This window comes from Microbacterium sp. BG28 (assembly GCF_034044005.1).
Classification (GTDB): domain Bacteria; phylum Actinomycetota; class Actinomycetes; order Actinomycetales; family Microbacteriaceae; genus Microbacterium.
In genome coordinates, this window is the sequence record NZ_JAXCHA010000003.1 from 493,704 (window position 1) to 508,130 (window position 14,427).

At 66.8% G+C, this 14,427-nt stretch carries 10 protein-coding genes; 1 reads left to right on the forward strand and 9 read right to left on the reverse strand.

The annotated features are described in order from the left end of the window. Positions 1 to 58: 58 nt before the first annotated feature. Positions 59 to 403, reverse strand: a complete 345-nt coding sequence (locus SK224_RS13470; RefSeq protein WP_320435179.1) for a DUF6907 domain-containing protein — start codon at positions 401 to 403, stop codon at positions 59 to 61. A gap of 225 nt (positions 404 to 628) precedes the next feature. Here SK224_RS13470 and SK224_RS13475 point away from each other — a divergent pair, with 225 nt between their 5' ends. After that, positions 629 to 805 carry a hypothetical protein gene (locus tag SK224_RS13475; RefSeq protein WP_320435180.1) on the forward strand — a complete coding sequence of 59 codons (177 nt, stop codon included), beginning with the start codon at positions 629 to 631 and terminating at the stop codon, positions 803 to 805. 56 nt (positions 806 to 861) lie between these two features. Here SK224_RS13475 and SK224_RS13480 read toward each other — a convergent pair whose 3' ends face one another. From SK224_RS13480 to SK224_RS13515, 8 genes are all read right to left on the reverse strand, one after another. Beyond that, the gene (locus SK224_RS13480; RefSeq protein ID WP_320435181.1) at positions 862 to 3,672 is read right to left on the reverse strand and encodes a LamG-like jellyroll fold domain-containing protein; all 2,811 of its coding nucleotides are present in this window, start codon (positions 3,670 to 3,672) and stop codon (positions 862 to 864) included. After that, positions 3,669 to 5,726: an RICIN domain-containing protein gene (locus SK224_RS13485; protein WP_320435182.1), complete on the reverse strand. Its 2,058-nt coding sequence runs from the start codon at positions 5,724 to 5,726 to the stop codon at positions 3,669 to 3,671. The genes SK224_RS13480 and SK224_RS13485 overlap by 4 nt, the downstream gene beginning before the upstream one ends. Positions 5,727 to 6,426: 700 nt before the next feature. Then, positions 6,427 to 8,556, reverse strand: a complete 2,130-nt coding sequence (locus tag SK224_RS13490; RefSeq protein ID WP_320435183.1) for an acyltransferase family protein — start codon at positions 8,554 to 8,556, stop codon at positions 6,427 to 6,429. Positions 8,557 to 8,815: 259 nt separating this feature from the next. Then, complete coding sequence (locus SK224_RS13495) at positions 8,816 to 9,379, reverse strand: hypothetical protein (protein WP_320435184.1); 564 nt, start codon at positions 9,377 to 9,379, stop codon at positions 8,816 to 8,818. A gap of 292 nt (positions 9,380 to 9,671) precedes the next feature. Then, positions 9,672 to 11,081, reverse strand: coding sequence for a bifunctional dTDP-4-dehydrorhamnose 3,5-epimerase family protein/NAD(P)-dependent oxidoreductase (locus SK224_RS13500; protein WP_320435185.1), 1,410 nt, complete (start codon positions 11,079 to 11,081; stop codon positions 9,672 to 9,674). A 2-nt stretch (positions 11,082 to 11,083) separates the two neighbouring features. After that, the gene (gene rfbB / locus SK224_RS13505) at positions 11,084 to 12,082 is read right to left on the reverse strand and encodes a dTDP-glucose 4,6-dehydratase (RefSeq protein WP_320435186.1); all 999 of its coding nucleotides are present in this window, start codon (positions 12,080 to 12,082) and stop codon (positions 11,084 to 11,086) included. After that, positions 12,082 to 12,951: a glucose-1-phosphate thymidylyltransferase RfbA gene (gene rfbA, locus SK224_RS13510; protein WP_320435187.1), complete on the reverse strand. Its 870-nt coding sequence runs from the start codon at positions 12,949 to 12,951 to the stop codon at positions 12,082 to 12,084. Before rfbA ends, rfbB begins: the two co-directional genes overlap by 1 nt. 107 nt (positions 12,952 to 13,058) lie before the next feature. After that, positions 13,059 to 14,369, reverse strand: a complete 1,311-nt coding sequence (locus SK224_RS13515; protein WP_320435188.1) for a UDP-glucose/GDP-mannose dehydrogenase family protein — start codon at positions 14,367 to 14,369, stop codon at positions 13,059 to 13,061. Positions 14,370 to 14,427 lie beyond the last annotated feature (58 nt).

The window sequence follows — 14,427 nt, forward strand, 5'->3', positions numbered from 1 at the left end:
GCCGGACTGCCGCGACACCATGTTTACATGGTACATGGCGGTTCGATGGGCGCGGGGGTCATTCTCCGCCGCGGTCCCGCCGGGTGCGGGCGGTGTGCAGGATGTCGCCCAGGGCGTTCTGCAGGCGGTGGGCGCTCTCGGCGCTGAGGGTGAGACCGCGTTCCGCGTCGTCCTCGGGGCCGATCCACACCCAGAGTTCGGCGGCCGACTTCTCGAGCCCGACGATCAGATTCACGGTCGTGGCCTGAGGCACGTTGTGCGCGGGATCGTCGAGGCGCTCTACCGCGGGTACCGACCTCGCCTCGCTGCGGTGCGCCAGGCGGAGATCATCCGACAGGTCGTGATCCCCGGTGCACCATGCCGGGCACAGTTCGTCGTCGTCGCCGCCGAAGTAGTCGCGCATGGGGCGGTCGTCCTCTTTCGGGTCGGGTCGGGTCGGGCGACGGGGTCGCTCGTCGGCGCGGGAGTTCGCGGTGGCTCCGTGCTCGTCGTGCGCATTTGCCGTGCTCTTTCACACCATGTATACATGGTGTGAAAGAGCAGTTCTCGTGCGAGCTCGAATGGAGTCGCCATGGCCGGTGCGTCACGCAAGGTCGACGGGGCGCGGGTGCTTGCCGAATATGTTGGCATGACCTGGCGCCCGGTCGGTGATCGGGTGCGCTTATCTCACGACGTCGCGCTGGCGATGCGTGCGCGCGGAGTGACGATGGTGCGCGTGCGAGCGGGGTGGAACAGCGAGCGCGAGGTCTCGCTGCGTCGCTACCTCGACGCCGCGATCGTGCGCGGACGCAGCGAAGTCCGCTGATACGCGCTCGTGGGGCCCCTCCCGCGGGATGCGGGAAGGGCCCCACGAGGATCTGCTCAGCGGCGCCGAGCTCGACGAACCGCGCCCACGCCGATGGCGAGCGCGCCCAGTCCCGCGGCGAACAGCAGCACCACGGAGGCGATCTCGATTCCGGTGATCGGGAGCGTCTCCGACGCATCCGGAGCCGCCGCGACCGGAGTGGTCGGGTCGGTGCCGGTGACGGGTGCGCTGATGAGCACGTTGCTCCACCCGAGGATCGTGCCGTCCGCGGTGTAGACCGCGAGCCGGTGCACGCCCAACGGAAGGGATGCGGGTGTCACGAGCCGCATGGATCCGTCGGTGACCGTCGCGAGCCCGAGGGCCGTCGGCTGGGAGAAGAGGAAGGCCGACAGCTGGTCGCCCTCGTGTCCTTCCGGCACGCGCACGCTGATCGCCTGGCCCGGCACGAAGTTCTCGGGCGTCACCGTGATGAGGCCCTCGAGGGTGTCGGACAGGTCGCTCTCGACGGGGTTCCAGGCGGTGTTCTCACCGATCGTCACGGTCGCCTCGAAGGGCGTGCCGGAGCGGGTGCCGATCGCCTGGGTGAAGGCGAAGGCGTGTGCGCCGGAGCCCGCGACGGGCGCATCGAGGGTCGCCTTCCAGCTGCCGTCCTGCGCGACGACCGCCTCGCCGAGGCGCGCCTGGCCCGCCGTGACGGTGATCTTCGCGCCGGGGAAGCCGGTTCCGGTGAACTCGGTGATCTTCGCGTCGTGCGCGAGCACCGTGCCCGTGTCGGTCACGAGGGCGAAGTTCGGGCCCGTGCCGTCGATGTCGACGCGCTGGGTGAGGAACTCGCTCTGCGAGAGGGCGTGATCCACGATGCGGGTCTCGCCGACGCATCCGTTCCAGCCGTGGTCGGGCTCGGTGTCCCACGTGGACGTGCCGATGATCCACGGCATGAAGTCGGCCGCCATCATCCCGCCGACGTTCGACGCGTTGCGCAGCACCGGCACGCCGTCGACGTACATGATCACGGTGCGGGCGTCGGGGTCGTTGACGATCGCCACGTGGTGCCAGGAGCCGGGCATGATCTCGCCCGACCAGTTGGTGTACGAGTTGCCCGTCGTGGTGTCGCCCGCGGAGTACTGGTACTCGCGCAGGCTCGAGATGCCGAGCCAGGCGGCGCCGGCGCCGGGGTCCGCGGAATCGTGGATGCCGGTCCACTCGCGCGAGCCGCCGCGGGTGATCGCCGCACCCCAGCGGTTGGCGGTCTCGGTCCAGCTCTTGTCGAGCTGGAGGAAACTCTCCAGCGTGTAGCCGGTCGATGCAGTCAGGTCGGCGAAGGTCGCCGGTGCGCCGTATTCGGTCGACAGGAACGACAGGTTGTCGGGGCCGGAGGCGTTGCGGTAGACGTTACTGAAGCAGACCGCGCCGAAGTCGGAGGAGTAGTAGGCGTGATTCTCATGCGAAATCTTGACGTCGTCGAGGGCCTCGTTCGCGTCGGTCTGGTCGATCGCGTTGCGGTACATCGGGCTGTCGCCCGCGACGTCGGGGATCACCGAGTTCTCGTCGACGACGCCCTCGGGCACGCCGCCGAACCGCCAGTGCGCGACGGTGCCGTCGACCTGGACGTAGTCGTTGGAGGCTCCCGCGACGGCGCGAGCGGTGCCGCCGTTCGAGCCGTTCCAGCCCTTCGACACGATCGCCTTCGCTCGCGCCGAGAGGTCGACGTTGTCTTCTTCGGCCCCGTCGATCGTCCACCCGAAGCGGGAGCGGAAGTCGAGCGGCATGGTGAGGCTCTGCCCGGAGCCGGTCAGCACCGGAGCGTCGGTGGAGGTGACGGAGTTCGCGTGCTTCTTGGGCACCCACGGCGAGATCGTCGACAGGGTGATGTCGCCGCCCGAGAGGTTGAACTCGAACAGGCTCATGATGCCGTTTCCGCCGTCGGCGGCCATCTGGTAGTCGGTGAGCACCTGATACACCGGGTGACCGGCGTCGTTCGTGCGCGTCTGCGACGTGGAGCCGTGGAAGTGGCCGTTGACGGTGAGGATGATCTCGTCGTTGCCCTTGATGAGGCGGTTCCAGAGCTCCTCGCCCCACCACCAGGATGCCGGCGACACCTGGTCTTCGGCGATGCCGATGATCGCGTGGGAGGAGAGGATGACGGGGATGCCGGGGTGTGCGTCGAGCACGCCCTGCGCCCACGCGAAGGTGTCGTCGGAGGCGTTCCAGGCGATCGCGAGCGACATCCACGTGTGGCCTTCGGCCTCGAACAGGTAGGCCGAGGAGAGGCCGTTCTGGAAGGTGCCGATCAGACCGTCGCCCGCTTGGGCGCGCAGCTGGGATTCGCCGAAGCGGGCGAGGTAGTTGCCCGAGATGCCCACGGAGGAGCGGGCGTTCATGTCGCTCACGTCGTGGTTGCCGGGGAGCACGGAGTACTCCATGCCGCCGTCGGTGAGGATCTTCATGGCTTTGGCGGCCGCATCCCACTCGCCGCTCTGTCCTTGCTGGTCGACGACGTCGCCCACGTGCACCGTGAAGGGCATGTTGAGCTCGCGCTGGTTGTCGACGATCCACTGCGTCTGCACTTCGAAGGGGTTCGTGCCGTACTGGGGTACGAACTGCGATGCGCTGTAGCGGGAGTAGAACTGCGTGTCGGGCAGCACGGGCACGACGAAGCTGGAGCGGTCGCCGGCGCTGTCGGAGCCGGTCGCGCTCGGTGCGGTGGTGGTGCTGGGCGTCGCGGCGGATGCGGCCGTGCCGCCCAGCAGCACGGTGCCGGCGATGGCGGTGATCGTCGCGACCGTGACGGCGCGGCGGGTCGTTCGTGACATGAACGAGGACTCCTTGGTGGATGCGGCGGTGAGGGGCGCGGTGGAGCGGATCATCGTGCGTCTCCCGCCGTGAGTCCCGAGACCTCGATCTCGGAGAGGGTCATCCACGTGTTCGCGGACTTGTTGGTGATGATGACGCGCACGCCGGTGGCGATGACCGGTTCGTTCGTGACCTCGAGGCTGAGATCGGCGGTGGGGTTGGTGACCGGCCAGGCGGTGCCGGGCAGGTTCGCCCACCCGCCGGTGAGCGTGCGGTACTGCACCGTGACGGTGCCGATGTTCTGCTTGCCGGCGATGTCGAACACCGCGGCGCCGGTGACCTGCCGGGGCTCGTCGAGGTAGAAGGTGATCGTGTTCGGGTTGACGCGGTTGGCTGCGCCGCCCGATCGCCAGTCGGAGAAGCCCGAGACGTTACGCACTCCGTCGGTGAGCTGGAAGTTCGAGCCGTCCACGTGGGTGACGGTGTGGTGCACGCCGGCGCCGCGGAGGATGTTGGTGGCTGCGGCGGGGGTGACGGTGATGACGAGGTTCGCCGCGAACCCGCTCTTCGCGGAGGAGGGGACGGTCACCGTGCCGGGGGCTGCGAAGTCGGCGTCGGTGACGCGGGACCAGTCCCAGGTGACGGGTGCGTCGACGGTGGCCTCGGAGCCGGATACCCCGCGGACGACGGTGCGGGGTGCGCGCATCTGGAGCTCTTTGACGAGCACGCCGGCGAAGGTCGTGTACTGGGCGTCGGCGCCGTCGGAGAGCGAGCCGACGATGTAGCGGGCTTCGACGGGCACCTGCTCGCCGAAGTAGCCGATGCCGGTGCCGGTCACGGTGACGGTGCCGTCGGTGTTCCAGACGGCCTCATCGGGCCGGTCCCAGGTGAGGGTCGTCATCTCGAACCGGGTGCCCCAGCCGTAGACGGCACGCAGCAGGGTCGGCAGCTGGGGTGCGGCGCCGGGCTGGACGATGACCGTGTCTGAGGCGACGGTTGCGGTGAGGGGGTGGATCTTCCACTTCTGCACGGCGGCGCCGCTGGCGGTGTAGGTCTGCACCTCGGAGGCGTCGGCGGTCTTCCAGTTGTAGAGGTCGAGGGCCGCGACGGCGCCGTCCGCATCCCGCTGCACGTTCTGGAGCGAGACCTCGCCGTTTCCGGCGTCGACGGCGGTCCACTGCGCGTAGGGGTCGGTGGCGGCGTCGTCGATGGTGCGCTCTGTGAGCTGCAGGTAGCGGAAGTCGCTCGCGGCGTTGTCGCGGCGCGAGAGCACGCGGCCGTCCTGGGTGGAGATGACGTAGGTGTCGGCTCGCGCGGTGACGGGGGAGAACACGACGGCCTGCTTCTGCGTGAGGGCGGCGACGCCGGAGATCGTGAACACGGCGGCGGGGGCGGGGTAGGTCGCACCCGTCGGGCCGGTGGGCTGGGCGCCGGGGTTGCCGAGCTCGATGACCTTGCCGGGCGCGTAGGACGACTCGATGAGGCGCAGCTGGCCTTCGCCGACGAGGGCGGATGCGGGTGCGACGCGTGCGGTGGTCGTTGCCTGCGCCTGGGCGACGACGAGGCCGGTGGTGACGGCGGTGACGATGGAGTGCGCGGGCGCGGCGACGGTGATGGTGCCGGCTGCGGGAACGGGAGTCGCCGGTGCGGCGACGAGCTCGCCCGCTGCGCTCGTGGTGTGCACGGTGGTGGCCGCGGTGGTGTGATCGGCGAAGGAGCGCACGTCGATCTCGAGGGCGGTGTCTGAGCTGGAGGTGTTGGCGAAGACGACCGTCGCGGTGTCGCCGGCGAGGGCGATGAGCGTCGTGTCGTCGGCGGACGCGAGTAGCGGGGTTCCCGTTGCGATGAAGTCGGCGAAGTGTGCACGGACGGTGTTCGCGGCGGCGGGGAGGGTGTTGCCCGCGAGAGCCTGCGCGCCGGTGCGGGCGGTGGCGATGACGGATGCGGCGAGCTCGCTGGCCCGGCCGGGACCGGTCGCGGTCGGATCGATCGCGCCGGGGTCGATCGTGGGCCACGCGGGCGCCGCGACGGATGCGGCGGCGGGGTCGATGACCACCGTGCGCGAGGGCGTCTCGGCGACGGACGGCGCGGCCGCGGCGGCGGAGATCAGCGCGAGTGCGGTGGCCACGGCGGCCACGCTCCACGCGCGTCGGGACGGGTGCTTCATGAGCTGTGAAGATCCTTTCGGCGGCCTCGGGACGGGCCGAGAGAAGGTCTATCCGGGCGAGGGGCGTCGACGGTGTGCACTCGGTGAACCAGCTATGAACGCGGGTGCGCCGGGTTGAGAACGCGCACGCTCACCGCGCAGGGGACGGTGCCCGGTGCGCGCACGCGACCGCCCGGAGCTCACGAGTCATGACAATCAGCCATTCACCGGTGGCGCGAGCGGGCAGGTCGTGGCGCGCGAGGGGTCGCCGATCATGAGGTGTCCTCGCTCGCCGACCGTCTGAGTTCGTACGCGCGGGATCACGGCGAGCGGATGCGGGGGCTGGTCTCGCTGTTCGCGCACGATGTGGAGCTGATCGTCACCGGGCATCTCGAGGCGAATGCGGCATGCGTGGAACAGCGTTCGCTCTCCGCGCCGACGAGCGGGTGGTGTCGGCGGAGATCGCGGCGTCGTTCATCGCCCTCGTCGGTGCCGATGTGGACGCAGCGATCGAGCTGATCCGTGGCCTCCGGGGCTCGTGGCGACGGCTCCGCCCGTGGCGTGCTCGGAGCTGTTCGTTCGCACCGAGGATCGCGTCTTCGATGTCGGGGATGCGCTACCTCAGGGGGCCGCGATCATTCGAAAGCGCGGCAGGCTGAGGATCATGTAGCTCCTCGGTCTCCTAGAGAAGGCCCACCTTCGCAGCGAGCGATTCGGAGAGCTGGCGCGAGTAGGTCGCTGAGATGTGGTTGGTGTCGCGATAGGCGATGGTGTTGCCGATGACCAATGGGCACTGGCCGTCCGCGCAGAACCAGGATGTCAGGTCGATGTAGGTGACGTTTGCAGCCTTGGCGGCTCGCTCGGACGCGCTGTTGAGGATGCCGTTGCGTTGCAGTCTGGGCCAGGAGCAGGTGGCCATCGTGGCGTCCCGGGCGAGGAGGCATTCCTCGGGCGTCGACTGCACCCCCGGAACGTCGCTGAGTACCGCCACCTCAGCTCCGGACGCACTCAAGCGGGTGATGCTGGCGGCAAGACCTGCGGTCCAGAGCTGGCCCATGTCATCGATGCGGGAGTCGGTAAGGCGAGTGCCGTTGTCACTGATCGAGCCGGGCACAGACTGAGAGACGATCACCTTGTCAGCGTCGAGAGTGTTGATCTCGCCGATCGCCCACTCGCGCCAGGCGTCGCACTCGGTGTTCGGCTGCCCGTTCGAGGAGACGAGAGTCACGTTGGTGATCGTGCATCCGTGCTTGACCACCGGGAGCACTCGCCAGCCATGTGCTTTGCCGGCCGCGTCGAGCGCGGGGACCCAGTGGAGCGCATGGGAGTCGCCGACAATAACGAGCGTGCGGTCTGCGGCGCCGTCGCCGTATGTACAGATGTCGTTCGTGGTCTGTCCGGTCGATGCGCTGCATCCCACGAGCTCGTCAACATCATCGCCAACAGCGTCGACCGGCGGCGATAGCGGTGACGGAATGGGGGCGACGTCGCGGACCGCGACAACGGCTGCGGAGACCGCCTCTGCGACAGGATCGACCTGCGGGTCACCCGAGCCGGATCCGTTAGGCGCGGCTGAAAAGACCGGTGCAGGCTGAGCTTGGGCGGCGTCGAGCGCACGAGCGACCGACGCGTCACGAAGACTAGTGGACACGAGCAGAACCGCCAGGATGCAGAGAGTGATCGCCGCAGGCCACAGTGCCAGGCTGCGCGCCTTGAAGTCCTTGAACCACTCCGCACGCGTGAACGGCTGCTCGATGAAGCGGTAGCTGAGGTACGAGAGCCCGATCGAGAGCGCGACGAGCGTCAGTGCTCCCCACAATGGAAGTTCCGCGCCGACAGCCGCTGCGGCGAGGACGAGGATCGGCCAGTGCCAGAGGTAGATGGAGTAGGACCAGTTGCCGATCGCGCGCATCGGTGCCACGCGGAGAGCCACCGCGGCGCCCCCGGTCGGATGACCGATACCGCCTCCGATGATCAGCGCGGTCGCCAGAACGGGTAGGGCAACGGCCGATCCTGGGAACGGCGTCTGATCCGAGAACAGGAACGCGGCGGCAAGCACACCTACGACACCTACCCATGTGGCAGCCGCACGGACCGCCGCAGGTACCCGTTCGATGTGGCTCGAAGCGACGACCAGTGCTCCACCTAGCGCGAGCTCCCACGCGCGGGTGAGAGGCGAGAAGTACGCGAAAGTCGGGTTCGATGCAGTCTGAAAGACTGACCAGGCGAAGGAGCCCGCGATGATCACACAGAACACGATGAGAAGACGTGTCGTCGGCAGCGGCTTAAGACGCTGGCCCGGTCGCTTCTTCATCGTGAGGCCGAAGATGAGCAGGCCGACGAGGATCGGCCAGACGATGTAGAACTGTTCCTCGACGTTTAGTGACCAGTAGTGCTGCAAGGGTGACGGAGGGACGTCCGCTGAGAAGTAGTCGGTCCCTTGGAACGCGAAGTGGAAGTTGGCGAGGAAGAACGAAGCCCACAGAGAGTCGTTGACGACCTGCTCTGCTCGGACGTAGTTCATCACAGCCCAAGAGGCGAGCAGGGTGAGGAGGATAATCAGCGTGCCCATAGGCAAGATTCGGCGCGCGCGGGCGGCGTAGAAGGTGGCTAGTGATACCCCCCGCGCGTGCTCACCTCCGAGCAAAGACTGGGTGATCACGAAACCGGAGATGACGAAGAAGACGTCGACTCCGACGAACCCGCCCGGGAGCCACGGCAGCCCGGCGTGGTTCAAGATGACCAGCAGAACGGCGACCGCTCGTAGCCCTTGGATGTCCTGGCGGAAACGCGAGGCTGCAGGCCGCGGCATTGCCAGTTCCTGACGGCTAGTACTCTGAATTGCCAACGCTTCCCCCTGTGTTGAACCGAACGCTATCGGGGTACAGATACGTCATCGTTTCGGTGCTGTGAAGAGCTCGATGCCGTCTTGCAAAGCATCGACGTGTCCACTTCCCGCTCGATGCCCGCGGGGTGGTCTCGGAGCCCTACCCATCCGCGCCGGCCGGCTCGATGCCACCTCCTTGTCGAGGAGACTGGCTCTCGGGCTAGCCGTCATGCCATTGAGGCGGTCACTCGTCGTCGCTCGCGCACGGAGTGGCCGCGGCCTTGGCGAAGGCCGTCGTCTGGTATGCGAACTGATAGGCCCAGTCGCCGATGCTGAGGTGCTCATCGACACCGATGACTTGGACGTCGATGTCCGGGGCGCACCGCGCGAAGATGTACCGCGTCCGTGCCACGTGCGGGGTGAACGTAATGACGGCCACCTTGTGCACTTCGTGTGTGCGGGCGTAGTCCTCGAGCATCAGCGCCTCACCCTTGGTTGTCAGGGGTCTCGGTGACTCGCAGGTCACACTCTGCTGCGAACAGATCTGCATCTTCGAAGCCATCGCTTCATCGTGGCTGCCGGGCGGCGAGACGGAAACTAACAGGCCCCTCGCTTTCTCATCCGCGATGAGTTGCTGGGCGACTGAAATCCTCTGTGGCGTCGGAGGGCCGATCACGTAAATGAGATCGGCGTCGCCTGGGTCTCCCGGAGAGGGAAGAGCGAAGACGACGACTTCAGTGATAAGAAAAATGATGGCCAGCGCAGCGCAGGTCTTGATTGCAGCCGAGGCGCGGCGGCGAAGTGCCACGGCCCTTTCCCCGAACCGACGGCCGGATAGCCGGTCTGATCGCACGGGGTCACGCTACGAGCGATGCGTGAATGATCGGTTTCCAACGTGTTGCTGTTGCCATTGATGGCGCGGTTCGGCATTGCTTGGGAGCTCGGTGCGCCAGGCGCGTGCTGATATCGCGAACCTTCACACCTTGTACTTATCGCGCACCGAGATCAACTCGTCCGACGCGCCAAGAGAGATCGGATGCCGGTATCCACGAGGAGATCATCCCACCTCTGGTGACTACAACACGTGAACAGCGTCGCGATCAGCCGGTGAGGTAGCGGGCCAACATCTCCGCCGCGTAGGGGGCAGTGAAGCCGGCACCCTCAATCTTGCCGAGGTCGAGCATGCTGTTGCTGGGTCTAGGTGAGATTGGTCCCGTCGCGTTGGCGAAGTAGTCGGCGGTGGTGACGCCGGTGATGCGGTTGGGGTCGTGTCCGGTGAGGTGGAACACGGTGCGGGCGATGTCGGCCCAGGTGGTGGGTTCGCCGGTGTTAGTGACGTTGTACACGCCGTAGGGTGCGTGTGTCTCGAGCAGGTGCTCGATGGCGGATGCGATGGTGGTGGTGAAGGTGAGGCGTCCGGTCTGGTCGTCGACCACTTTGGGATTGATTCCGCGTTCGGCGAGGTTTGCCATGGTGCGGACGAAGTTGTTGCCGTCGCCGATGACCCAGCTGGTGCGGATGATGTAGTGGCGGGGTGTGGTGGCTGCGGCGGTGTCGCCGGCGGCTTTGGTCTGCCCGTACACGCCGAGAGGTGCGAGGGCATCCGTCTCCGTGTACGCGCCGGTTTTGGTGCCGTCGAACACGTAATCGCTGGAGACGTGTACGAGGGTGATGCCGTGTGCGGTGGCGATGCGGGCGAGGGCTGCGACCGCGGTCGCGTTCGCCGACCACGCATCGGTGCGGCCTTCGGGTGTTTCGGCTTTGTCGACGGCGGTGTAGGCGGACGCGTTGATGATGGTGTCGTAGTCGCGCCAGCGGCGGGCCGTGTGCAGGTCGGGGGATGTGATGTCGAGGTCGGCTCGGGTGGCGTACTCGAGGTGTGCGCCCTCGCCCAGGCGAGCGCGCAGGGCGCGTCCGAGTTGGCCGTTCGCGCCGAGCACGAGGGTCTTCTTGGGTGGGATGGGGATGACGTCTGCGAGGCGGGGGTGGTTCTTGTCCTTCTCGCTGATCTCCACCTGATCGAGGGGGATGGGCCATTCGATCGCGGCGGTCTCGTCGGCGAGGTTGAGGAACGAGTACGCGGCGGTGGGCGACCAGTGGTCGTTGACGAGGTAGGTGTACGCCGTGTCCGCTTCGAGGGTTTGATACGAGTTGCCCACGCCCCGCGGGACGAAGATCGCCTTCGAGGGGTCGAGTTCGGTCGTGTAGACCGCCCCGAAGGTGGGGCCTTCACGCAGGTCCACCCACGCGCCGAAGATGCGGCCGGTGGCGACGGAGACGAACTTGTCCCACGGTTCGGCGTGGATGCCGCGCGTGGTTCCTGCGGCGTCGTTGAAGGAGATGTTGTTCTGCACGGGACCGAAATCGGCAAGGCCCGCCGCCACCATCTTCTCGCGCTGCCAGTTCTCCTTGAACCAGCCACGCGAGTCACCATGCACCGGCAGGTCGAAGACCACGAGGCCCGGGATGCTGGTCTCGGTGACGGTGAGCTGCTTACCGAACTCCGTCATCGTCACTGTCCCTTGCTGGCGTAGAAGGCTTCGACGCCGTCTTTGGTGGGTGCCCACCATGCTTCGTTGTTGCGGTACCAGTCGATGGTGTTGGCGAGGCCGGTTTCGAAGTCGCTGTAGGCGGGGGCCCAGCCGAGTTCGGTGCGGAGTTTGGTGGAGTCGATCGCGTAGCGCAGGTCGTGGCCGGCGCGGTCGGTGACGTGGTCGTACGCGTCGGCGGGCTGTCCCATCTGGGTGAGGATGAGTTCGACGACGTCTTTGTTGTTCTTCTCGCCGTCGGCGCCGATGAGGTACGTCTCGCCGATGACGCCCTTGTCCAAGATGGTGAGCACGGCGGAGGAGTGGTCGTCGGCGTGGATCCAGTCGCGCACGTTCTCGCCCGCACCGTACAGCTTGGGGCGGATCCCGCGGATCACGTTCGTGATCTGACGGGGAATGAACTTCTCCACGTGCTGGTAAGGGCCGTAGTTGTTGGAGCAGTTGCTGATCGTGGCCCGCACCCCGAACGAACGCACCCACGCCCGCACCAACAGATCCGAACCCGCCTTGGTCGACGAGTACGGGGACGACGGGTTGTAAGGCGTGTTCTCGGTGAACCGGGCCGGGTCGTCGAGTTCCAGGTCGCCGTACACCTCATCAGTGGAGATGTGATGGAACCGCTTGTCGTGCTTACGGGCCGCTTCGAGCAGCGTGTACGTGCCGATGATGTTCGTGTCCAGGAACGGACGCGGATCATGCAGGCTGTTGTCGTTGTGAGACTCGGCCGCGTAATGCACCACCGCATCCACCTGACCGAACAACTCATCCACCAGCGCCGCATCCGCGATATCACCCACCACCAACCGCACCCGGTCCTCGGGGAGCCCCGCCAACGACGCCCGGTTACCCGCGTAGGTCATCTTGTCGAGCACGATCACCTCGTGATCCGTGTTCCCCACGACGTGGTGCACGAAGTTCGAACCAATGAACCCGGCACCGCCGGTCACCAATAGCTTCGACATCACTTGCCTCGCTTGATGAGTTCGAGAAGATACGCGCCGTATCCGGACTTCACCAGCTTGGTAGCGCGTGTCTCCAGATCCGCGTCGGACAGGAAGCCTTGGCGCCATGCCACCTCTTCGGGCAAACCAATCTTCATGCCCGTTCGTCTCTCCATCGTGCGCACGTACTCGCCCGCATCGAGCATCTGATCGAACGTGCCGGTGTCGAGCCACGCCGTCCCGCGCGGTAGGACTTCCACCTGCAGCTTGCCTGCCTCCAGATACGCCCTGTTCACGTCGGTGATCTCATACTCGCCCCGCGGCGACGGGGCGAGAGAACGGGCGATCTCGACCACGTCGTTGTCGTAGAAGTACAGCCCCGGCACCGCGTAGTTCGACTTCGGCTGCGCCGGCTTCTCCTCCAAGGACACCGCACGACCCGCCGCGTCGAACTCGACGACACCGTAAGCGGACGGCTCAGCCACCCAGTACGCGAACACCGCTCCGCCGTCGACGTCGTTGTACCTCTTCAGCTGCGAACCCAGCCCGGGCCCGTACAGCAGGTTGTCGCCGAGGACGAGAGCGACCTTCTCGCTGCCGACGTGCTCGGCGCCGATCGTGAACGCCTGCGCCAAGCCGTCCGGCGACGGCTGCACGGCGAACGTGATCGACACCCCGAACTGCGACCCATCGCCCAGCAATCGCTCGAAATGCGGTGCATCGTGCGGAGTCGTGATCACCAGAATGTCCTGGATACCCGCCAGCATCAACGTCGACAACGGGTAGTAGACCATGGGCTTGTCGTACACCGGCACCAGCTGCTTCGACACACCCAACGTGATCGGGTGCAACCGCGTTCCCGAGCCCCCGGCCAGGATTATTCCGCGCAAGCGCCTCCCCCTAAACTCCTGAAGTTTGTCGTCGAGCGGAGTGGGCAGACTCCCATCTCCAATGTCTGCTTCGGCTGAGCAATTCTGCTCAGCCGAAGGTGATTGAACTAAGGGCGTCCCATCCCCGAGTACGTCCACCCCGCGGCGCGCCAGGCAGCCGCATCGAGTCCGTTGCGGCCGTCTACGACGACCCGCCCCTCGGTGAGGGTCGACGCGTGCTCGGGGTCGAGCTCGCGACGGTACTCGTCCCACTCGGTGACCATGATGACCGCGTCGGCACCGCGCAGCGCTTCGTCGCGGTCCTCGACGTAATTCAGCTGCGGGTGCACACGACGGGCGTTCTCGATCGCCGCCGGGTCGGTCACGGTCACCCAGGCGCCGAGGCCGTGCAGGCGCACGGCGACGTCGAGCGCAGGCGAGTCGCGGATGTCGTCAGAGTGCGGCTTGAACGCCGCGCCGAGCACGGTGACGTTCTTCTTGAAGACTGAGCCGCCGAGCCCCTCGACCACGAGCTGTACAGCACGCTCGCGGCGGCGGAGGTTGATCTCGTCGACCTGGCGAAGGAACGCGACGGACTCGCCGCGGCCGAGCTCCTCGGCGCGCGCGCTGAACGCACGGATGTCCTTCGGAAGGCAGCCGCCGCCGAAGCCGATACCGGCACCGAGGAAGCGTCGCCCGATGCGAGCGTCGTGCCCGATGGCGTCGGCCAGCTGCGTCACGTCGGCGCCTGTCACCTCGGCGATCTCGGCCATGGCGTTGATGAAGCTGATCTTCGTGGCAAGGAACGCGTTCGCCGAGACCTTCACCAGCTCAGCCGTCGCGTAATCGGTGACGATGAAGGGCGTGCCCTTGGCGACGGAGGGGTGATAGACCTCGCGCAGGACGGATGCGGCACGCTCGCCCTCGTCACCGGCCGGCACGCCTGCGACGAGGCGGTCGGGGTCGACGGTGTCCTGCACCGCAAAGCCCTCGCGGAGGAACTCGGGGTTCCACACCAGCGTCGCGCCCGTGGCGGTCACCCGCGGCGCGAGCCCAGCAGCTGTGCCGACCGGCACCGTGGACTTGCCCGCCACGATGTCGCCTTCAGAGAGGTAGGGCAGCAGGCCGTCGACAGCGGCATTCACGTAGGTGAGGTCGGCTGCGTAGCCGTCCTTCTGCTGCGGGGTGCCCACACCGACGAAGTGAACCTTCGCCCCTTGCGCGGCCGCCATGTCGGTCGTGAAGCTCAGGTTTCCGGAGGCGATGCCCTCGGACAGGATCTCTTGCAGTCCGGGCTCGAAGAACGGAGCCTCCCCCTTCGACAACGCGTCGATCTTGCGTTGATCGACGTCGATTCCGACCACTTCATGGCCGATGGATGCCATTGCTGCCGCGTGGACGGCGCCCAAGTAGCCGCACCCGATGACCGAAAGCTTCATGAATCTCCCCAGCGGCCGCATCGCGGCCTCGTTCTGTTCCGACGTCGTCAGATCGATG